This window comes from Flagellimonas olearia, from assembly GCF_004150225.1.
Classification (GTDB): Bacteria; Bacteroidota; Bacteroidia; order Flavobacteriales; family Flavobacteriaceae; genus Flagellimonas; species Flagellimonas olearia.
Genome location: NZ_ML142907.1, coordinates 1,053,959 through 1,076,474, shown reverse-complemented (window position 1 = coordinate 1,076,474; position 22,516 = coordinate 1,053,959). Strand labels below are relative to the sequence as shown.

Sequence of the window (22,516 nt, the reverse complement as noted above, 5' to 3'; positions counted from 1 at the left end):
TTATCGCCATTTATGCTATTGATATTTACCCATAAGATCACCAATCGACTTACGTATACCGCCCGTCAGCTTTTCGAGAAGATATTGGGTGTGGAAATTTCGTTCACCACAAGGGTAGAGGACTTTATCAAACATTCGGGGCCCAAAATGACCTATTCCAAGCAGCCCCTACAGAACGAATTTTTTATTAGGAGCAACGACCTTTTGTTTGAACAGGGTATCAACGACTTGGAAATTAAAGTAGGTGACTGGGACGGTATCCCCTGTTTTTTTATGTGCGGAGAGAAAAGCTCCATTCCTTATGATGTTTTTTCGGCAAGCTTTTTCCTTTTGAGCCGATATGAAGAATATCTCCCCCATGTGAAAGATAGTGTGGGGAGGTTTCCGGTAAAGGAAAGCTTGGCCTACCAGAACAATTTCCTGCAGCTTCCCGTGGTGGATATTTGGGCTTATAAACTTTTGGATGCCCTCAAGGAACGGTTTCCGGATATGGAAGTTGGGCAAAGGGAGTACAGTTTTACATCGATCATTAACGTTACCACCTCGCACTGTTATGCCATGCGTGGGTTTATGAGAAGTCTGGGAGGTTTTTTACTTGATTTGGGCAATTTTAAGTTAAGGGATGTCGCAAAGCGGTTTTCGGTCTTGTTGGGCTTCAGCAAAGATCCCTATGACAATTTTTATGAATTGGTGGACATCCATAAAAAACTGCCCATTAAGACCATGTTCTTTTTTCAGTTTGCAAAGCACTCCGCCCATGATAAGAACATATCCCCCAACAACAATAAGTTTCGCTATCTCATAAAATCAGTGGCGGATTATAGTGTGGTCTCCTTAAGTACATCGTTTTTGTCCTCAACGGACAAGTCGGTCCTGAAAGAGGAAAAAAAACAATTGGGCAATCTCATTAATAGGCCCATCAATTATGCCAGACTTCGGTATAACAGGGTAAGCGTGCCCACCACGTATCGGAATTTGGTGGAAACGGAGTTTACGGATGATTTTTCCATGGGGTATACCCATGAAATAGGGTTTAGGGCCGGTACCTGTACCCCTTTCCATTTTTATGATATCAACATGGAGGTGCGACAACCTTTAAAGGTGCATCCTTTTACGGTTCATGATTATGCATTGACAAATTATAGGAATAAAGAGGAGATATTCGAAAAAATGGACAATGTGTATAGATGGATAAAGCAAGTAAATGGGAATATGACCATTATTTTCTCCAATGAGCTATTGGGTAGCAATCATAAGATTGATTGGATGGAGCTATATCAATCGTTTCTGAAGAGATATTATGTTTGAGCATAGGATTACCGATGTTTTTTTCGATCTGGACCACACGCTGTGGGATTTTGAAAGGAATTCTGCCCTTACTTTCGAGAGGATTTTTAAGGAGAATGGGGTTTCTGTGGAATTGGATGACTTTTTGAGGATTTATGCCCCCATCAACCTTGAATATTGGAAACTCTATCGGGAGAATAGGATTGATGAGTCAGAACTCCGATTTCAGAGATTAAGGCGCACGTTCGACACTATGGCGGCTACAATACCGGATAAGCTTATCTATGAACTGGCCCATGAATATATAGCACACCTGTCTTCATTTACCCATCTAATGCCCAATGCTAGGCAGGTATTGGAGTATCTTGAACCCAAGTACCGACTACATATCATCACCAACGGTTTTCAGGAAGTACAGGAAAAAAAGCTCAAAGGAAGTAACATCCATCATTTTTTTGAGCATGTGGTCAACTCTGAGATGGCCGGTGTAAAAAAACCGGACCCCTACATTTTTAAGCTGGCATTGGACAGGGCGCAAGTAGAAGCCAAACACACCATAATGATCGGGGATAGCCTTGAAGCGGATATTATTGGTGCCAAAACAGTTAAGATGCAGGCGCTTCACTTTAATTCCAACAAAGAACCAGGTCACGACCACTGCAAAACAATTAACAATCTCATTGAAATAAAAAGCATTTTATAGAGTTAACATAGGGTACGGCATGCCCCATTGTTTCACTTGAAAATGAATTTTAATCTATGAAAGGATTATTTTGCCGTTTGTTGGTGGCACTCATTTTTTTCTCATTTCTGCTCAATTCATGTTCCGAGAAACAGGATTTTGATCAGTTCGAAGATCTTTCCATAACCCCTACCTTGGCTTCGGGTATTTTTTATCTGGAATCGGATGAAGCAACCATTAACGCTGCAGGTAATGTTGGGGTTTTTTATGCACAGACGGTAAATTTCGACGCCTTCAATGAAGAGTTTGTTGCCGAACGACTTTTGGAAGGGACCATCCATTATGAGCTTGAGAACACTACCAGCAAAAGGTTGGGAATTACCATAGAGTTTTTGGATGAAGACGGTAATGTTTTGGACGTTGAGTCCTTTACCGTGGAACCCAATATGCCTGAAGTTTTTACTAGAGATGTATTTTATGGGCCAGGGGGAAAGAGCATCGATATCTTGGTAACAACTTCAAGTCTACGGATAAGTGGGGGGAATTTAAGCGACAGTACCAGTGTTTCTTCAACATCAGACCCCAAAGTAAAGCTTAGCTCTGGAGCTGAATTTTTATTCCGATTAAAATGAGGAAGGGGATTAGGCTCATTTTTGTTGTTTGGTTAGGAATGCATGCGCTTTGCGCGCAAAACAAACAGTTGCTGTACGATTTCTATGAGATTCCACAGTCACTTATGCTAAACCCAGGGGTAAAGACTTCGGAAAAATGGCATGTGGGAATACCACTACTGTCGGGCCTCTCTTTTCAGGCCGGGACAAGTGGCGTTACCGTAAACGATTTGTTCGCAGATGACGGAATTGACTTCACCACAAAGGTTCGGGAGCGTGTGTTGGATGCGATGACACGAAAGGACGATTTTAGTACCACCAGCCAGATAGAAGGATTTTATGTTGGATTTAGGGGACGAAACAGGCCGGACGACTATTATTCCTTTGGAATGTACGGGGAGACCGACATCATTGTCTATTGGCCCAAAGATTTGGCCTTACTTGCTTTTGAAGGTAATGGAGGCGCCAATATTGGCAGGAGTTTTGACCTGGGAGACCTTAGCCTAAGGGGTGAAATGGTGAACGTATTCCATTTCGGGGTCAATAGGAAAATAAGCAACGACCTTATTGTAGGGGCACGGGCTAAACTGTATTCCAGTGTTTTTCAATTCCAGTCCATACACAACTCGGGTTCTTTTAGGACCAGCCCTGGACAGAACAATGTTTATGTGAGCAGTATGGTTGCCGATATGCAGCTACAGACCGCAGGGGTTAAGGGTTTTTATGATATTTTGGATGAAGATACGTCCACCACTACAAAGGACTTGACCAGTCTTTTTACCAAAAGGGTCTTATTGGGAGGTAATCTGGGCCTTGGATTTGATGCAGGTTTCAGCTACAACTTAAACCCTCAAACCACCATTACCGCAAGTGTCCTTGATGTTGGGTTCATCTACAATTCAAAAGATATCCAGAACTATACCCTTCGCGGAAATGCCAGTACAGAAGGAATCACTGTATTCTTACCTGAGGATATCAATGATGTCAACAATGATTTGTGGCAGGAATTGGTGGACGATATTGAAGAATCCCTTCCTTATGAAGAAAACAGTTCGGGGTACATATCCCTGAGGCCAGTGAAAGTTTATGGATCCATCCGATATGATTTTGGAGAAGGAGATGGACGCTCCCTCGAAAACTGTGGTTGTGGGGTCAATATGGAAAGGGGAGGTGGAATGTCCGGTATTTACAGAAATAGTGTTGGTGGGCAGCTGTTCTTAATGAAAAGACCCAGGGGTATTCAGCCTGCCCTGACCGGTTTTTATCAAAAAAGGTTGGGAAGAACCTTGGCTTTAAAGACCACTTATACAGTTGACAAATATTCATGGACCAACATAGGGTTGGGGCTCAACCTTCAAGCTGGGCCGGTTAACTTTTATGTATTGGGCGACAATCTTTTGAGCTATAGGAATGTTGCTGATAGCCACTATGCTTCTTTACAGTTCGGATTTAATATCATATCTTGGAACGATAATTGAGCATACACACTATATGAAATCTAAACTATTGTACATATTGGTGTTTGTCCTTGGGGCAAGCAATTTGGTGAACGGACAATTGAACGACTATAAATACATTATAGTCCCGAAGAGATTTGAGGGATTTAAGTCCCAAAATCAATACCAGACCAGTACCATTGTAAAGCATCTTTTTACCAAAAAAGGGTTTACTGCGGTATATGATGATGCACTGCCTGAGGATTTGGCCAACAATAGATGTCTGGGACTAACGGCCAGTTTGGTTGATGAATCTCCCATGTTTTCAACCAAAGTAAGCGTGGCGTTGATAGATTGCCAAGCTAAAGAAGTCTATAGGACCATGCAAGGTGTAAGTAGAATAAAAGAGTACCAGCCGGCTTACAGGGAGGCGTTGGAAAAGGCCTTTGTTTCATTCGATGGAATAGACTATAAGTATGTGCCCAAAAAAGATGGCCTAAAAGAGGAAGTACAGGAAAAACCCATTACGGTAAGTTATAGAAACGATATCCAAAATTTGGATGAACCTGCACAGACCAAAGTGGTTCAGCAAGAAGCTACACCTGAAAACCAGAGCTATAAAAGTTTGGAGCCCAAACCCTCGGATATGGTAAAGGCGGAAGAAAAAGTGAAGGCAGAACCACTCGCCTCCGAAGTGTTGTATGCCCAACCTACAGCTAATGGGTATCAACTGGTGGACAGTACCCCTAAAGTGGTCTTGAAGCTTGAGGAAACATCCATTGAGAATGTCTTTTTAACCGATTATGCCGGCAATGCCGTAGTCTTTCAAAAGGACGGGAAATGGTTTCTGGAGTACTCGGAAAATGGGGAAAAGAAGCTAAAGGAGCTCAACATCAAGTTTTAAAACCCGTATTTGTCTTTCCAACGTTTTTTTAAAAACTCCCGCATGGCATTTTCCCTTGGATTATTGCCGGGTTGGTAGAAAGGGGTTCCCTTGATTTCATCGGGTAGAAACTCATGGTCTACAAAGTTGTTTTCGTGATTGTGGGCATAATCGTATCCCTTTCCGTATCCTAAGTCCTTCATAAGTTTGGTGGGTGCGTTTCGGATGGCCATGGGAACTGACAGGTCGCCCGTTTCCCGCACTTTCTGTTGTGCAAGGTTGATGGCCATATAGCTGGAGTTGCTCTTGGGTGAACTGGCCAGATAAGTGGCGCACTGGCTCAAGATGATTCGAGCTTCGGGATGTCCAATGGTATTTACGGCCTGGAACGTGGTATTGGCCATAACAAGGGCGGTTGGGTTCGCATTTCCAATGTCTTCCGAAGCTAAAATGACCATCCTTCGGGCAATGAACTTTACATCCTCGCCTCCCTCGATCATACGGGCCAGCCAATAAACTGCAGCATTGGGGTCGCTCCCTCGGATAGACTTTATGAAAGCCGAAATGATATCGTAGTGCTGTTCTCCGGTTTTATCATAAAGAACCGTGTTCTTTTGGACCTTGTTCAATACAGATTCGTTGGTAATGGTCACTTCCTTTCCCATTTCCGAATTGACGATGAGCTCAAAAATGTTCAAAAGTTTTCTGCCATCACCTCCTGAAAGCCGTAACAGGGCCTCGGTCTCTTTCAGTTGGATTTTTTTGTCTTTTAAAGAGGCGTCAGTTTTCATGGCGCGTTCCAAAAGGGCTTCCAAATCTTCTTTACCAAAGGGATTCAATACATAGACCTGACACCGGGACAAAAGGGCGGGGATTACTTCAAAACTTGGGTTTTCTGTTGTGGCGCCAATCAGGGTGACCCAACCTTTTTCAACGGCACCCAACAAGGAGTCCTGTTGTGATTTGCTAAAGCGATGGATCTCATCAATGAACAAAATGGGGTTCTTGGAAGTGAACAATCCACCGCTCTGTTTGGCTTTTTCAATGACTTCCCGCACATCCTTTACACCACTGCTTATCGCACTCAGAGTGTAGAACGGTCTTTGACTTTCATGGGCAATGATATTGGCAAGCGTAGTCTTTCCCGTTCCCGGAGGACCCCAAAAAATCAATGATGGGATAACACCGTTCTTGATTTGGTTGGTCAATGAACCATGGGGACCTATCAAATGTTGTTGACTAATGTAATCCTCCAAGGTTTTTGGACGTATGCGTTCTGCCAAGGGTTCGTTCATAACGGTAAAAATAAAACAAATTTAGAGGGAAGCGAAGCTTCTTTGGGGCTGTACTTTTTTTGGAAACATGACAATTTGTGTAATTTCAACGGTATGGTCGGAAATTTGATTTTAGCATTTGCATGAAAACGAACGAACATTTCAGGTTTTCGGATGGGGTGCTGCTGGCTCCATTGGTGGCAGTGCTCTCCATTTGGATCGTGTTTTGGATTGAAATCCAATACGGGGTCAATTTTAACGACTATGGCATATACCCTAGAACACTGGAAGGGTTAAGGGGAGTTGTATTGAGTCCCTTTATCCATGGGTCGGTGGAACATCTTTATAACAATACCTTGCCCTTGGCCATCTTAACGGCATTTCTCTTTTATTTTTACCAGAGGGCCGCCTTGAAGGTGTTGGTTTTGGGAATCCTTGTTTCAGGACTGCTGACATGGATTATCGCAAGGCCATCGTACCATATTGGGGCAAGTGGGGTCATTTATGTTTTGGCGAGTTTTATTTTCTTCAAGGGAATTTTCGCGAAACATTTTCGGTTGGTGGCGCTTTCCTTGGTGGTGGTTTTTATCTATGGAAGTATGATCTGGTATATTTTTCCGGTCAAGGACAATATTTCTTGGGAAGGACACTTGGCAGGATTTCTAACGGGACTTTTGTTGGCATTGACCATACGGGTAAAGGTTCCCCTTGAAAAAAAGTACGATTGGGAAAGGGAGGATTATCGTGAAGAGAACGATCCGTTCCTACAGCATTTTGATGAAGATGGGAATTTCATCGAACAGAAGGAGGAGCCCGATGAACCAATCAAAATAAAGTATCACTACAAAAAGGACGGGGAAGCGTAAGGCTTATGCCTTTCTTTGTCGCACCACTTCGTACAAAAACACCCCACAGGCCACAGAGACATTTAAGGAGCCAATCTTTCCCAAAAGCGGAAGCTTTGCCTTGTGATCCACCATGCTAAGGATGGAGGGGGAAATACCCTTGTCCTCGGAGCCCATAATGATGGCGGTGGGTTGGTCAAAATCCATAGCGTAGATTTCGTCCTCGGTCTTCTCTGTAGCGGCTACCACCTGTATATTGGAAGATTGCAGATAGAACAGCGCATCCTTTAAATGGTCTACTTTGGCAATGGGCACGGTAAAAGCAGCTCCAGCCGAAGTTTTCACCGTGTCGTCCGTAATGGGTGCCGCTCCATTTTTGGGTACAATGATAGCGTGTACCCCACAGCATTCCGCGGTCCGGATAATGGCCCCAAAATTTCGCACATCGGAGACCTGGTCCAAGAGCAGGAAAAAAGGCTTTTCCTCTTGGGCAAGGATGTTTTCAACCAGCGTTTCAAATACATGGAACTTAACAGGGGAAATCTGGGCGACCACTCCTTGGTGATTGTTCCGAGTAAGGCGGTTGAGCTTTTCAATAGGGACATAGGAAGTGCTGATGCCATTTTTTCGGATGGTCGTCTCCAATTCCTTGAAAAGTTCACCTTTAAGCCCCTTCTGGAGGAATATCTTGTTTATGGGCTGTTCTGCGCCTATGGCTTCCAGAACCGCCCTTATACCGTAAATTTGGTCACTCATATTAGTATCTCAAAGTGCAAATATATCAAGAAGAGATCTTGTGAATGCCCATAGGACCATTATTTGTTGTGTTCAATAGGAAAGTTCCCTGGTTTGTGGTGATCCATTCAATACTTTTTACATTACCGTTCATGAAAAGCCCGGAGTTTTGATAGGGCACACTGATGTACCCATCTTTTCCATTTGAAAGGAGAATTACCCCGGAGAGGGCATCCAATCTTGGGGTTTCAACCTCGGTCTCATAGATGTTGCCTGCGGCAATGATATCCTCAAAACCGTCATGGTTCACATCCGTCACCACGACATCCAAGATGGGGAACGTTTGTGCGGCCACGGGAAGGGCATATTTTTCAAATACAAGGTCACCTTTATTGATCAACACCATGGACCTAAGTTCGGTGACACTGTTTTCATAGGAAGTTTTTAGTTTATCCCCGTAAATGTCCACTAAACTGGCATTGGCAAATTCGGAGTAGGTTTCAAATTTTTCCTTGATAAAGGGCATTTGCTGCGAAGAACATTCCCTTCCCCGAACGGGGACGTATGTACCATGGTATTTTTTACTGAGAACGATGTCGTTGGTGCCATTTTCATCAAAATCCGTGGCATATACTTTAAAGGGTTTTTCTTCCGATGCCTTGAACTTGATGTTCAGCCCTACATTCCCAAGGATATAATCCTTGAGCCCATCATGGTTTACGTCGGTTTCGGTCACGGAGAACCACCATCCTTTTTCACCGAGAATGGAATCTTCTTTTCCAATGTTCTTGAATGTACCCTTTTGATTCAGGAATACTCCAATGCCTGTCCATTCACCCACGGCGATGAAATCTGGCCAGCCATCATTGTTGATGTCCGTGGTCTGTAAATCGTTGACGATACCAAAATCCAAAAATTCAGGGGCCACTTTTTCGGTAACGTCCACAAGTTCGCCACCTATATTTTCATAAAGCACGGAGGTTTGGGGTTTGGGGTATTGTTTGGGTACCACACGGTTCCCCACCAAAATATCGTTGTCCCCATCACTATCAAAATCGATGATGGCCACCGATTTGCCATTTTTAGGGAGCTGGGAGAGTGCGTCACTTTGCGCCCGGGAAAATTGACCCGCTCCATTGTTGAGGTAGATACGGTCTGTATGGTACGAAGAGTTTTCGGCAAATTCGTTGCCTCCGCTCACTACATAGAGATCCAAGTCCCCATCTCCATCAAAGTCAAAGAAAACCGACTCCATATCCTCAAATTGGGCATCGTTGACAAGGGCGGGGGAGTTGATCTTGGAAAAACCGTTGTTGGATTGTACATATAACTGCCCAGATTGCCCAGAAGCGCCCCCTACGAAGATATCTTCCAAACCGTCACCGTTGATATCGCCCTTGGCCAAAAAGGGCCCTATATTGGATTGTTTGTAGGGTAAGAGGATTTCTTCCTCAAAATCGTCGTAAACATTTTCTTGGTGCACGAAATCCAATCCTCTGATTTCACTTGGGGCAAAATATTTTATTTTTCCTTTCGCCGGTTGGATGCGTTGCGTGGCATCTGCTTTGGTGAAGGTTAGTGTGGTATTGGCCGTTACATTGAGTCTTTGTTCCATCATGCCCGATTTCCAGTAAACGGTAACGGTGTCCACGGTTTGATTCTGGCCCAGACCAAAGAGTGCACTGTTCTCTTGGGCCGAACGGTATCCCCGTACCCTTTTTATTTCAATCATTTGGGACTGATTGCCCACGCTGATTTTCACCTTGGCAAATTCTTCGGAAGTATTCCCTTTGGCAATTACCTTTAAAAAATTGCCCAATTCCTTTTCCACGGAGAGATTTTGATACACAAAGGCTTCTTGATCCATGTTGTTGATGATGATATCCAGGTCACCATCATTGTCCAAGTCCCCAGAGGTCGCCCCGTTGCTGAAAGAAAAATCTGCCAAGCCCCAATCTTTGGCCACGTCATCATAAATAAGGTCTGAGGTTCTCTTGTACATGATATTGGGCAGTTTTTCGGAAGGCATGGACTCATAGAGTTGCCGTTTAACTTCCAAAGGCACGTTTTGCCCATATTTTTGTCGCGCTTCAAAGACCTTCATTTGTAGATCATTGTCCAGCGCATACCGACGATACCCGTTGGTAACATGGATTTCTTTGTTTCCGTCAAGGTCAAAATCGTTCATGAGCACGGACCAACTCCAATCCGTGTTGGCCACTCCCGATAATTGCGAAATGTTACTGAACTTGTTTTGGCCCATGTTCTTTTGTAAGGAGTTGTACATATATTGATAGTGGTATCCTGCCTTATTGACCAAATAATCAAACCGTTTGGTGTTCATGGATGCCATCAATGTTTTGGAGCGGACATGGTCGTTGGCCGCCATATCCAATACAAAAATATCTTGAAGGTCATCATTGTCGAGGTCGGCAATATCTATTCCCATACCGTAAAAGGAAATCTGGTCGGTTGCCTCTTTTATTTGGTCGGAAAAGGTGCCGTCATGATTGTTGATGTAAAGGGCATCGGGCAAGTAATAGTCACTTGCCATATAGATGTCCATCCACCCATCCTCATTGATGTCGGCAACAGCAAGGCCCAATCCAAAGATGGGCTTGTTTAGTCCAGCGGCTTTGGTGATATCGGAAAAAGTTCCGCCATCGTTTCGGTACAAATGGGAGGAATTGAAATAGGCGGTCTCCTCATTTGAATTGACATATTGGTTAAAAGAAATTGGATCTAGGCCATAAAGCTCGTTCTCGTTCATGACAAGGCAATCAAGGTCACCATCCTTATCCAAATCAAAAAATACGGATTGGGTGCTAATGCCCATGTCCGCGAGGCCATATTCTTCCGCTTTTTCCTCGAAGGTTCCGTCTTGTTGGTTGATGAACAGCAAGTTTTTGCGTTTGTCTCTGGTGTTTGGGCCACCTTGGGACACATAAATGTCCATCCAGCCATCGGTGTTTATGTCTGCAAAGGTTACCCCATTGGACCATACCTTTCCGGCATTGATATTGGCAGGTTCCGAAACATCTTTGAACGTTAGATTGCCTTGATTTAGGTATAGGGTATTATTGACTTGGTTTCCGGAAAAGAACACATCCAGAAGACCGTCATTATTTAAATCTTCCACGCCAACACCGGCTCCATTGTAGAAGTAATCGTAATCGAAAAGATTGCTTAGGCTGCCAACATCGTGGGTAATATTATTGGCAAATGTAATGTGACTGGTATTGGGGTCGACTTTTTGAAATATGGCAATATTTTCTTCTGTAGTGTCCTTGGTCGATGATGCAGAATCATCTTTTTTTTGATCATTGCAAGCGAATGTTAGAACACTTAGAAGAGCTGTTAGTAGGGGTTTGTTCATTTTAAGAAAATTTTAAGTTAATATATCATAAAATTCTCTTAAAAGCCAATGTTATCCCTTTGGATTATACACTAATATGATATCAATGAAAATTTTGAATGTTCTTTTTGTACCTCCTAAAACGGCAACCGTCATTTTACGGTTGTTATAATGGGAATATCTACGCTAGGGATTAAATGGCCGAGACCGGAGCCCATTGAAGCTTGGGAATGGGTGTCCAGTGTAAAATAAAAAGGGCATCGTTAGATGCCCTTTTAGATATGATAATGAATGTGCTTAAAAATTATTCACAAACCAATAGTTCAATTGGTGTGTCTGCCACTGCACTTTCAACAGCAACACTTGCAGCTGGCTTATCATTTGGATCATAGATGGTGAAACCACATTCTATGTCATAATCACCACCTCTAAAGAATAGTTCCAAAGTAGTTGTGCCTTCAGGAATTGTGAAATTGGCAAGTCCTTCTTCACCATTTTCAAGGGTGTAGTTTTGAGGCTCACCACCATCAATGATTACTTCAATTGACGCTCCATTCCATCCATCACCCCAATCATCGATAAAGGCAATGGTATACTCACCTGGATAAGGCTCTTCGGCATTCAATTGGATACATTCAAATACATCGTAAGTGAAATAGTATTCTGTTCCACTTTCTGTAGTTGTAATGATACGTCCATCCGTGGTCATGATCTCATAGCGCAAACGGAATTGGTCATTGGGCAACAAATCTTCGAATGCCAAATCTGGGCCATACAGTTCAGATTGAGTAAAACCATACTCCATGGTTAAAACACCTTCGGTATCCGTGAAATCGGTCAAAACAAATTCACCAAAAACAGCTTCTTCTTCAGACATATCTTCTTCACCTTCCAGGATGTTTCTATCGGAGAATGAACGATATACGGTTACAGACTCTAGATAGTCAGCTTCAGCAAAGGCTGGGTCGCTCATATCTATACTGATGGTGAACAAGAAGTCATCGTTAGTGGCGCCTTCCGTAACATCAACTATGTTTCTGTTTTCATCAGCTACTTCAAATTCAATACCGTCATCCAAAGATTCTGAATACTGGAATGGAGAGGTAAAGAATGTACCACCGGATACGGTACCATTGGCATCGTTGGTGAATACTCTGCCGTCGGCCAATTCAGCTTCCACTCTGTAGAAGAAGGTGTCCCCTGGAAGTACATCGGCAACTGTAATGCCCGCAGTGGACAAAGCCTCCGCGTACGACAAGGAAAGAACTCCTGTTGGCAATCCAAACTCACCTGGTGTTGAAAAGTGTGAAGCGGGGTAGGTTGCTACCAAAGCCTCTGTTGAAGTGTCGTCAGATGGTTCATCATTGTTGTCAATGAAAGTGAAATACAATCTAACTTCAGATAGTGTACTTCCATTTTCCTTATCCTGTATTTCAACTTCCATGTCCCAGGTGGGTGAAGTATCAAAAATGTCAAAAGAAATGGTATCTGGATCAGTCAACGTTCTAATAACAATACCGGTTGTGGTATCGCTGTAGATTTTGTCAATTAGTTTTTCTTCGCTACATGAGAAGGCAATGCAAACGAAAAAAAGCAATGAGATATGTTTTTTAAATTTTTTCATGATTTAATTTTTTTACGTTCTATGCCTATTAGTTAGAGAATGGGAATCCACTTGATGGATTGGTATCCCAGAACACAGGTACGGTCTGATCGGACTTCTGTGTAATGTTGGGATTACTGGTAACAGCTTGGTTAGGGTAGTACATGGAACGAATGTACGCTCCTGGTTCTGGTTCCCTGTTAGGCTGCATGGTGCTAGGATATCCTGTTCTTCTATAGAAATTGTAGGTCTCAATACCATTGCCATAGTGGCTTACCATGTACTGCTCTCCAAATACATCCCATTTCTCGCTTCCGGTTGCATCGTTGAATGCAGTAATGGTGGCAAGAACGAAATCATTGATTGCTCCTGTAGTTGGCTCAAAAGATAGGTCTGCATTTCCATCATTGGCTACATAGGATTGAACCTTGGCGATTTGCTTTACAAGGGCATTTTCAAAATGAGTGGCCGCTACTCCTGGCTGATTGGCTGCCAAAGCCATTTCTGCTCTCCAGAAATCAACCATATAGGCATCCAAAATAGGAGTGATTCCTTTACCTCCAGCCCCAAATGAAGCGGGATTGATTGCTTGGGCAATGGCTTGGAAACTGTCATCGTCGAAACGTCCTCCGGCAGGATACACACCAAAAGTAGTTTTCAACAAACCATCTGGTGGTCCACCTTCGTCATCACCATGGTCTCTACCCCAGTATCCGTTAGGCAAGGCGCAGAATGTAAACCCTCCTGTAACATAGTGTGCAGGTGCGGTTTGTAATGAACAGGTCAAAAGTTCCTCGTTTGCAGGGAATCCTGATTGTCCTGGTACATTAATGGTCTGACGATAGAAGTAGTACCGTAACCTTGGGTCATCCGTGGTGTCCATAATGTTGGCCAGCCAGTTGGATATGTAATGCGCGGCACCGGCCGAAGCATAGTTGATACCATAGTTAGGGTGTCTTGTGTCTGGTTGCGAAGCACTTGTTCCTGGCCAATTCCAATCGAAATCCTCAGAAGTGTCCGTAATGTAATTTCCCGAAGTAATGATGGCGTTGAAACTAGCTGCAGCAGAAGCATCTACCAAACGGGTCTGGACATAAATCTTCAATTTCAATGTATTGGCTGCTTTTACCCACATTTCGAAATCCCCTCCATAAAAATAATCGGTTGTTGGAGGTGAAGCCGTTTCATTGGTGAAGTTTACAATGGCTTGATCCAATAAAGACAATGCCGCTGCGTAAACAGATTCACCGCTATCCAAATTAGGATTCACAATTTCTGGAGCTTGCAAAGCCTCTGAGTAAGGTACATCCCCGAAGAAATCTACCAAAGTCACCAAGGTATAAGCTTCAAAGAATTGGGCCATTCCCAAATGTCTGGACAAACCAGCTTCCTCGGCAAGAGGAGTCATTGAGCGAATGTCGAACAAGATACCTCGATAGGCGTTGTCCCATTCGTCGTCTGTATCAATATCCTGATAACCACCTCTATAATCCCTTGAGCCGAAAGGCATCAAGCGGGTCAATTCACTTCCCAAGATGGAGAATCCATCACCGGTTACGTTACCACCTGTGGTGAAGTTATCGTTGGGGTCGCCCGTGGCCTCCCCATCAATCTGTCTTGCGAAATCTTCCTGAATGGAGTTCAGAAAGAAATCGGGGCTTGCCTGTTCAGGAGTCAGAAAGTTAGGGTCCTGTGTAAGATCCAACTCGGTGGATTCACAGGATACCATCAATGACCCAACAAACAAGACCGATGCTATATATGTGCTTATGTTTTTCATTTTTATAACTATTTTTTTCATCTTAGAATGTTGCTTTAACACTAAATCCATATCTCCTGGAGCTAGGTCCGTTCAAGAAATCAAACCCGAATCCGTTACCAACACCAGTACCAGATGTGTTAGGATCAAAGTTGGCACCATCCGGAGTGTTTATGGCATCATACCACAGGTTGAATCCAGAAACTGTGAAAGAAAGACTTCCAAATGGAGTTTTGTCCAAGAACTTCTTAGGTACTGAGTAACCCAAGGAAACTTCCTGAAGTCTTAGCAAGGTTGCATCGTAAACTTGCAGTTCACTAGGACCAAAAAGAACGTTTGTAAAGTAGTAATCCGAGTTGTTTATCTGTACATCGTTCACTCGTCCGTCACTCTGTTGAACACCAGGAAGGATAAATGTGTTTTCCCTGTCAACAGTCTCTTCAATCAAACCTCTACCCAACAATGTTGCAATGGTACCGGAGTAGATGTCGCCACCTTGTGTCCAGTTGAACTGGAATCCAAAGTTGAAATTCTTGTAAGAGAACTGGTTGTTAAAGTTCACGGTGAAATCCGGGTTGGGATCACCAATGATACCATCTTGGGAATCGAACACATAGTCACCAGCGGAGTTGACCACTAGGTTTCCGGCATCATCCCTCAATACTCGGCTACTGTAGATTACCCCTAAAGGTTCACCTTCGATAGCCGCGTTACCCAAGTTTGAATAACCAGAGTACACGATCAAATCAGTATCGGCACCCAAATCCTCAACGGTAGTCTCAGTGGCACTGAAGTTTACGTTGGAATTCCAGTTAAATCCATCACTATCGCTACGGATGAGATTCAGACCCAAATCAACCTCTACACCTTCACCCTTAATCTCACCTACGTTGGTAGTGGTCCTGTAATATCCGGATGATGGATCCAATGGTTGTGTTACAATAAGGTCTGTAGTGGTCCTTTGATAGATGGAAGCATCCAAAGTAACTCTTCCGTCCCACCATCTGGATTCAACCCCTAGTTCAATTTCTGATACCTGCTCAGGTTTCAATTCAGGGTTGCCCAAGTTTAGAGGGGTTGTATTGGTCACGATGTTTCTTCCGGTATTATCTTGGAAATCCTGTGTGTCCAAAACCAATCTACTGGCTACAGGGTAAGAATCAGAGTTCTGATCAGGGAAACCAGCGGAGGTTCCGTAACCGGCCCTAATTTTCAAGTAGTTCAATACATCACTTTTCAATCCGTCAAAAGCGGTTGTTGGAACGAATGACAAACTCGCACTAGGATAGAACAAAGAGCGGTTGGCTTTATCCAAGTTGGATACCCAGTCGTTTCTTCCTGCCAAAGTAACGAAGACAAAGTTGTCATAATCAAATTCCACCTGTCCGTACAAACCAATTACGTTACGTTCTGAGGTCTGCTGGATTTCGTTATTGTTCAAGAAGTTGAAGTGGCGAAGTACGCCAAACACCTGCTGACCATCACTGGAAACACCGGTTTGGTTAAATACTTCCCTTCTTCCGTTGAAACCTAAGTTGAAAGTACTTCCAACAGTTTCTGTCAAATCAAAATCACCGTTAAAGGCCAAGTTGTGGTCCCAAATGGTATTGGTGTTGTTCCAAGTTTCGTAGACACCGCTCTGAAGCCTAATGTCATTACTGTTACTGTTTACACCACCTTTGTTCTGGTAGTTAACGTTGTTCTCGCTATAGTTGTCAATACCAACACGGTAAGAAAGGTTTAGGTTCTCGCTTAGGTCATATTGTATAGCCATGTTACCGAACACCCTATTGGTTTGTTGTTGTGTACCAGAGTTGTTAACGGTCCACAAGGGGTGCTGGATGGAGTTGTTCTGACGATAATAAACACTTCCTCCGGTAATTGGATCTTGGTAAGGTAATCCAAGAACGTCAACCGAACGTGGTGTAAAGTAAAGGTCTCCAAATACTGAGGAGCCGCTACCAGTGGCACCGTTACCCAAACTCAAGGCAACTGGTGGGGAGATAAACTTGGTCCTTGCGTAGTTTAAAGTACCTGAAACCGTGAACTTGTTGCTCAATACGGCTCTACCACCTACACCAAAGTTGTTTCGGTTAAGGCTGTTTCCAGGGGTGAAACCTTGGTCTTTTAAGTAACCGTAGTTCACGTTGTAGGAAATCTTGCCATCTGAAGAAGCTCCCGCAACATTGATGGAAGTATTGGTAACCGTACCGGTCTTAAAGAAATTCTCAAAACTTTTATAGGGCTTCCACACATATCGGGCACCTTGATACTCTGGAAAGGCAGCCTGAATGGCATCCGTGGAAGTGGAATAAGGGTGGGCCAGTGTTCCATTGGCATCAAAAGCGGAGCTGTTGCCCCAGCCGGAAAGACCTTCTCTTCTAAAGCTTGGTCCCCAGTTACTGAAGAACCAACCAAAAGCTTGGTCAAAACCGTTACCGTATTCGTTTTGATATTTTGGTGTTGAGGCTATTTCATTGAAGAACATGGAAGAAGTGACCGTAATTTCGGTCTTTTTAGCTCCTTCTCCTCCAGATCCAGCTTTGGTGGTAATCAAGATCACACCGTTTCTACCTAGAGATCCGTAAAGGGTGGAGGCCGCAAGACCTTTCAATACGTTCACGCTTTCAATACTGTTTGGGTCCAAATCCAAGAACCTACTGGAACCGTTGTTACCATTAATGAAGTCATTACGGCTACCTTGTCTACCAGATGGGTTGGTGTCACCGTTGAATGGTACACCATCCACAATGAACAAAGGTTGGTTACTTTGGCTAAAGGAGTTGAAACCCCGTATAATGATATTGGTACCGGATCCGGAAAGACCACTCTGTTGGGTAATGTTAACCCCGGAGGCCTTACCCATAAGTACACGTCCCAAATCACCTTCGGCTTTTTCCTCCAGCTGTTCAGAACTTACTTCGGCAACCGCATATCCCAAGGCTTGCTTCTCCCTCTTGATACCAAGGGCAGTAACAATTACCTCTTCAAGGGCTTGGGTGTCCTCTTCCATTTGAACATTGACCACGCTTCCTGCGCCAACAACCCTACTTGTGGCTCTTTGGCCTATATAAGTGAAAAGTAGTGTTTGACCTTGACTTGCACTGATTGAATAGTTTCCATCAAAATCCGTTTGGGTACCGTTGGTGGTCCCTTCGACGACAATGTTGACCCCAGGTAGCGGCAGCCCATCGGCATCCGTGACAGTACCTGTAATCGTCTTGTCTTGTGCAAAGGATAGATGCACAACAAACGCCAATAACAGCGTTAACAATCCATTAAGTTTTGTTCTCATTTTTAAATTATTTGAATTAGCTAGGCGCTAAAATCATAATTTCATGTTAATAATCCAAACTAATTTTATTAAATTTTTAAGATGATGTTAGCAAATGCGTTAACAATAAAATGAGTGCATGTATTTAAAAAACTTGTTAATTTTAACCTATAAAAATTAGGTGTTGTTAAAAAAACATCCATTTAGTTCACTTAATAAGGTGTTTTGCAACAACATCCTTAATTGTGCTTCTTAAAAAGGGTTTAACATTTTGTTAGTATACCTTAATATATATGGGGACTATTGAGGGTTTCTTTTGAGTAGGGCTTGCTTTGGCTATGATGTGGTTCAGTATGGTGTTTGTGGGAATTGCAGGCTTTATGACTCTTTTTGGTGCATGAATGGACTCTTTATGGGTGTGTCTCTTCTAAATAGATCTAAGGATTGTTATGTTTAACTCCTTAATTTTTATATATTTAACTTAAATCAAAAATCATAGAAGTAAGATGAAAACTTGTTATACCAATAAAGCTCGTATCTTTTCCTTTGTACTATTTGCATTGATGGTTTCATTTGCAAATGCCCAAGGAAATATCCATTCTCCCGGAGAGGGAGGTATGTTTACCCAAGATAGGCTGGCTCTAATGAAAGGTACCGGTGCTGAAGATGCTGATATGGGCAATAACCCATGGATGATGGACCTCTATAATGATATGCGGACCAAAATGGGCCGTTTGGGTGAAGATGTCAACCTTACCTTGGAGGATATAGATGGGACCATATACCTAGACGAATCTTTTAAAATTGGTGGGCTTTATCAAAACGGTGTCGCCTTTAAGAGAATGTATATGCGTTTTGACGCGTATAATGATGAAGTGGAGCTTAGGGAAAGCCCTGATTCGGATGTCACTAGGTCCATGGTCAAAAACGAAGAGTATTCCTGCTCTATCAATGGGGATGAATTTATGTACATGCAATACACTGATGACAAAGGTGCTACTGTTAAAGGTTATCTTTCGCCATTGGTGAAAGGGGGAGAATATGTGCTCTATGAGAAACGTGTGAAAGTCTTTAAAGAAGGCAAGCCTGCAAAAACCTCACTGGAAAGGGGATTTCCCCATCGATTTTTGGATAAGGTAGAGTACTATGTGTCCGTGAATGGTGGAACACCAGAATACATGAAGGCCAAGAAATCTGAAGTGCTTGACATGTTTTCCGATGAAGATCAAAAAAAGGTCAAACAATTCATGAAGGATAAGCATATCAACTTAGGAGACAATATGGGTCTTGCCAACTTGTTTGCCTATGCGAATACCCTTTAAACAACTGTTGTCGTTTATTTAAAGAAAGGATTATGGGAAAGTTATTTGTTGCTGCAGGATGTGTTTGGTTTGTGGTGATGACTGCTGCGGGTCAGGCCAAGGTCCAATCGTATAGTGTCATTTCCGGAATTACTTGGAGTAAGGAGCAGTCGTTCGGGAACAATCCTTCCATGGAAAACCTGTACAATGATATGCGGGTTAAATTTGGGAGAATGGGGGAAGAGGTGAACCTTACCCTTGAGGACATTGATGGCACCATCTATCTCAATGAAAACTTTACCTTGGGAACGCTCTATGATGAAGGTGTGGCCTTCAAGAAACTGTATATGCGTTATGATGCCTATAATGATGAAGTGGAATTGAAGGAGAGTTTGGGTGCTGATGTGGTGAGGTCCATGTTGAAGCATCCAGTGTACTCTTGCTCCATGAATGGCAATGACTATTATTATGCCATATACACCGATGAGGATGGGAATTCCCAAAAAGGATATCTAACACCGGTAGTGACTGGAGAAGGTTACAATCTTTTTGTAAAGCATAAAAAAGTGTTCAAAGAAGGGAAGGAGGCCAGAAACTCCTTGGAGAAATCATTCCCGCACCGATTTTTGGACAGGACGGAATACTATGTTTCCCGTGCAGGTGAGGTGCCGGTTTTTATGAAAACCAAAAAATCCGACGTGCTTTCCATGTTTTTGGATGAAGATCAAAACGCAATCAAAGGCTATATAAAAGAAAAGCGCCCCAATGTGAACGACAGTGCTGATTTGCAGAATCTGTTCACCTATGCCAATACCTTATAATATTATACGTCCGTTTTCTTCTGGACGATAGGTTGGTTGAGGTCTTAAATTTAGGATGTATGAAGAGACCATATTTTATTGCTGTTTTCGTGGTTTTTGGTTTTGCGGTTGGTGTGGCCCAAAATAAGATTATTCAACCTTGGGGAGTGATCCAGACTGCTCGTAACCCAGATCAAGCGTTCGGGAACAACCCTTCCATGGAGAACCTCTATAATGACATGAGGATTAAGTTCGGTCGCTTGGGTGAGGAAGTGAACCTTACCTTGGAGGATATTGATGGAACCATTTATCTCAATGAAAACTTTACTTTGGGGACTCTTTACGATGAAGGTGTGGCCTTCAAGAAACTCTACATTAGGTATGATGCCTATAATGATGAAGTGGAGTTGAAGGAGAGTTTGGGTTCCGATGTGGTAAGATCCATGTTGAAGCATCCGGTGTACTCGTGCTCGGTAAATGGCAATGAGTATCATTATATAATGTATACCGATGAGGATGGGGAATCCCAAAAGGGATATCTGACGCCGGTGGTGGCAGGAGGGTATTACACGCTCTTCGTAAAACACAGGAAAGTGTTCAAAGAAGGGAAGGAGGCCAGGAACTCCTTGGAGAAATCGTTTCCGCACCGGTTTTTGGACAGGACCGAATACTATGTTTCCCGTACAGATGAAATGCCGGTTTTTATGAAAACCAAAAAATCCGATGTACTTTCCATATTTGCGGAGGGGGACCAGAAGGCCATCAAAGGTTATTTTAAGGACAAACGCCCCAATGTTAATGACGATGATGACTTGTTGAATTTGTTTACTTACGCCAACACGTTGTAGTAAAAAATCGACAAGACAGAATTTTAATATCATTCAAAATCGGTGCCCATCGGTTTTTTGGATAAAATTGAATATCACTTAAAGTCAAGCCCTTCCCTTTTTTTCTTCAATACAAAAGCTTCAGTGGCCATTTCTGTATTTCCTAAAGCATAGTTAAAGGTGTGCCAAAGAAAAGTTTATGAATGCTGGGGCTATGGATGGCCCCACTCTATTTTGCATATGCAAATTCATTGCGGTAACAATTGTATTTTATTATAATTCAGTGTGTTATATGGAAAATTTATGTAAATTGAAAAGAAATGGGAATTGCCATATTTGGCTACGGTCGGATGCGCACGTTTCATAAAGATTGAAACGAGGTTTTTTTTGAAGTTAATCTTAAAATAGAAAGGAATGAAAAGGCAACTGATTTCTTGTGTTCTTTTAATGTTTGGGGTATCAGTTTTTGGACAATACCAGTTAATGAATCCTGCCTTTGCTCCAGGAGGCGATAAGGCTGGCAGGGCTGGACTGGGGCTTTGTTGCACATCCCAGGCCTCAATGGGAAACAACCCTACGGTAATGAACTTCTTCTCTGACTTGAAGAATAAGTTTGGTGATGTGAGCTTTACTAAGGCGGATGGTTACGCCAAGGTGCAGGGAAGTGCATATTATGTAAAGGAGTTTAAAAAGGCTGCCATTTATGACAATGGGGAGGAAGTGGCAGAATTTTATGTGCGATATGATGCTTTTAATGATGATTTGGAGGTTAAGCGCAACAAGTATAGTATTACTGCGGAATCACTTATTCGGGATAAGGATGTCTCTTGTGTAGTGGATGGACGGGAGTATAAATATCTCGCCTTTAAGGATGAGAAAAACAATATTAAAAGGGGTTACGTGGTCTCTATCTATTCCGGAAACACATATACGGTCTATGAGAGATTGCGCAAAACCTATCGCGACGGGAAATATGCAAAGACATCCCATGGGACTGATTTTCCGCCACGCTTTTCGGACAAGACGGAGTACTATGTCGCTGTTTTGGATAACGACCCCATATTTGTTAAGTTGAGCAAGAATAGAGTATTGGATTTTTTTAATGACCCTTCTAAAAAGGAATTGGCCAGGTATATCAAGAAAAAGGGTATAGGTTTTAAAAACGCAGAAGATTTAGTTTCTGTTTTCAGAAAAGCAGACTTGATGGGCGACCTGGTTGCTGTGGCCAGTCAATGAAAAGATCAAGCTATTGGGCAAGGCACCTTGAGGGGTGCTTTTTTTTGTGGCAAAAATGATCGTTTGCATCATTTTTCAGGTATAGTTGAATGTGTTAAATGCTTCAAAACATAATGCTCAATAAAAAATATTTGAAATTAATCTTTAAGGGATTTGATTACTAACGAAATATCACTACATTTGCAGCCCTCAAAATGGGGGTTATTTAGTTTTTAATAGGAATTTTAATGCCAACAATTTCACAATTAGTACGAAAAGGAAGGGCCACAATTACCAAGAAGAGTAAATCGGCTGCTTTGGATTCGTGTCCTCAAAGAAGAGGGGTTTGTACGCGGGTTTACACCACTACGCCAAAGAAACCAAACTCTGCAATGCGTAAAGTTGCAAGGGTAAGGTTGACCAACGGTAAAGAGGTGAACGCATACATCCCTGGAGAAGGTCACAACCTCCAAGAGCACTCGATAGTATTGGTTAGAGGCGGAAGAGTAAAGGATTTGCCTGGTGTGCGATACCACATCGTTCGCGGGGCGTTGGATACTGCCGGTGTGGCGGGAAGAACGCAGCGAAGATCAAAGTATGGTGCTAAGCGTCCCAAAAAGTAATCAACT

17 protein-coding genes are annotated in these 22,516 nt (G+C 42.9%); 11 read left to right on the top strand and 6 right to left on the bottom strand.

The window, feature by feature from the left end; genetic code table 11:
* The first annotated feature begins 12 nt into the window (after positions 1–12).
* From DN53_RS04965 to DN53_RS04945, 5 genes are all read left to right on the top strand, one after another.
* The gene (locus DN53_RS04965) at positions 13–1,308 is read left to right on the top strand and encodes a polysaccharide deacetylase family protein (RefSeq protein WP_129653261.1); all 1,296 of its coding nucleotides are present in this window, start codon (positions 13–15) and stop codon (positions 1,306–1,308) included.
* Entirely contained in the window at positions 1,301–1,990 is a 690-nt protein-coding gene (locus DN53_RS04960) for a YjjG family noncanonical pyrimidine nucleotidase (protein ID WP_129653260.1), read from the top strand. Before DN53_RS04965 ends, DN53_RS04960 begins: the two co-directional genes overlap by 8 nt.
* A gap of 56 nt (positions 1,991–2,046) precedes the next feature.
* The gene (locus DN53_RS04955) at positions 2,047–2,601 is read left to right on the top strand and encodes a hypothetical protein (RefSeq protein WP_129653259.1); all 555 of its coding nucleotides are present in this window, start codon (positions 2,047–2,049) and stop codon (positions 2,599–2,601) included.
* 68 nt (positions 2,602–2,669) lie between these two features.
* The gene (locus tag DN53_RS04950) at positions 2,670–4,058 is read left to right on the top strand and encodes a DUF5723 family protein (RefSeq protein WP_242502062.1); all 1,389 of its coding nucleotides are present in this window, start codon (positions 2,670–2,672) and stop codon (positions 4,056–4,058) included.
* 13 nt (positions 4,059–4,071) lie between these two features.
* Positions 4,072–4,920, top strand: coding sequence for a hypothetical protein (locus DN53_RS04945; protein ID WP_129653257.1), 849 nt, complete (start codon positions 4,072–4,074; stop codon positions 4,918–4,920).
* Here DN53_RS04945 and DN53_RS04940 read toward each other — a convergent pair.
* Positions 4,917–6,194, bottom strand: a complete 1,278-nt coding sequence (locus tag DN53_RS04940; protein ID WP_129653256.1) for a replication-associated recombination protein A — start codon at positions 6,192–6,194, stop codon at positions 4,917–4,919. The genes DN53_RS04945 and DN53_RS04940 overlap by 4 nt on opposite strands.
* 122 nt (positions 6,195–6,316) lie before the next feature.
* Here DN53_RS04940 and DN53_RS04935 point away from each other — a divergent pair, with 122 nt between their 5' ends.
* Positions 6,317–7,039: a rhomboid family intramembrane serine protease gene (locus DN53_RS04935; protein WP_129653255.1), complete on the top strand. Its 723-nt coding sequence runs from the start codon at positions 6,317–6,319 to the stop codon at positions 7,037–7,039.
* 3 nt (positions 7,040–7,042) lie between these two features.
* Here DN53_RS04935 and rlmB read toward each other — a convergent pair whose 3' ends face one another.
* From rlmB to DN53_RS04910, 5 genes are all read right to left on the bottom strand, one after another.
* Entirely contained in the window at positions 7,043–7,774 is a 732-nt protein-coding gene (gene rlmB / locus DN53_RS04930) for a 23S rRNA (guanosine(2251)-2'-O)-methyltransferase RlmB (protein ID WP_129653254.1), read from the bottom strand.
* 25 nt (positions 7,775–7,799) lie between these two features.
* Positions 7,800–11,129 carry a VCBS repeat-containing protein gene (locus DN53_RS04925; protein WP_129653253.1) on the bottom strand — a complete coding sequence of 1,110 codons (3,330 nt, stop codon included), beginning with the start codon at positions 11,127–11,129 and terminating at the stop codon, positions 7,800–7,802.
* Between the two features lie 283 nt (positions 11,130–11,412).
* Complete coding sequence (locus tag DN53_RS04920; RefSeq protein WP_129653252.1) at positions 11,413–12,732, bottom strand: hypothetical protein; 1,320 nt, start codon at positions 12,730–12,732, stop codon at positions 11,413–11,415.
* A 28-nt stretch (positions 12,733–12,760) separates the two neighbouring features.
* Positions 12,761–14,491, bottom strand: coding sequence for a SusD/RagB family nutrient-binding outer membrane lipoprotein (locus DN53_RS04915; protein WP_129653251.1), 1,731 nt, complete (start codon positions 14,489–14,491; stop codon positions 12,761–12,763).
* Between the two features lie 22 nt (positions 14,492–14,513).
* On the bottom strand, positions 14,514–17,765 hold the full coding sequence (locus DN53_RS04910; protein WP_129653250.1) for a SusC/RagA family TonB-linked outer membrane protein: 3,252 nt from the start codon (positions 17,763–17,765) through the stop codon (positions 14,514–14,516).
* Between the two features lie 542 nt (positions 17,766–18,307).
* On the opposite strand from DN53_RS04910, the gene DN53_RS04905 reads away from it, so the two are divergent.
* The 5 genes from DN53_RS04905 to rpsL all read left to right on the top strand — a co-directional run bounded on the left by DN53_RS04905 (position 18,308) and on the right by rpsL (position 22,510).
* Entirely contained in the window at positions 18,308–19,066 is a 759-nt protein-coding gene (locus DN53_RS04905) for a hypothetical protein (RefSeq protein WP_129653249.1), read from the top strand.
* 32 nt (positions 19,067–19,098) lie between these two features.
* Positions 19,099–19,866 carry a hypothetical protein gene (locus tag DN53_RS04900; protein ID WP_129653248.1) on the top strand — a complete coding sequence of 256 codons (768 nt, stop codon included), beginning with the start codon at positions 19,099–19,101 and terminating at the stop codon, positions 19,864–19,866.
* A 59-nt stretch (positions 19,867–19,925) separates the two neighbouring features.
* Positions 19,926–20,693, top strand: coding sequence for a hypothetical protein (locus DN53_RS04895; RefSeq protein ID WP_129653247.1), 768 nt, complete (start codon positions 19,926–19,928; stop codon positions 20,691–20,693).
* 393 nt (positions 20,694–21,086) lie between these two features.
* Positions 21,087–21,908, top strand: a complete 822-nt coding sequence (locus DN53_RS04890) for a hypothetical protein (protein WP_129653246.1) — start codon at positions 21,087–21,089, stop codon at positions 21,906–21,908.
* Between the two features lie 227 nt (positions 21,909–22,135).
* Complete coding sequence (gene rpsL / locus DN53_RS04885) at positions 22,136–22,510, top strand: 30S ribosomal protein S12 (RefSeq protein ID WP_013305196.1); 375 nt, start codon at positions 22,136–22,138, stop codon at positions 22,508–22,510.
* Positions 22,511–22,516: the final 6 nt, after the last annotated feature.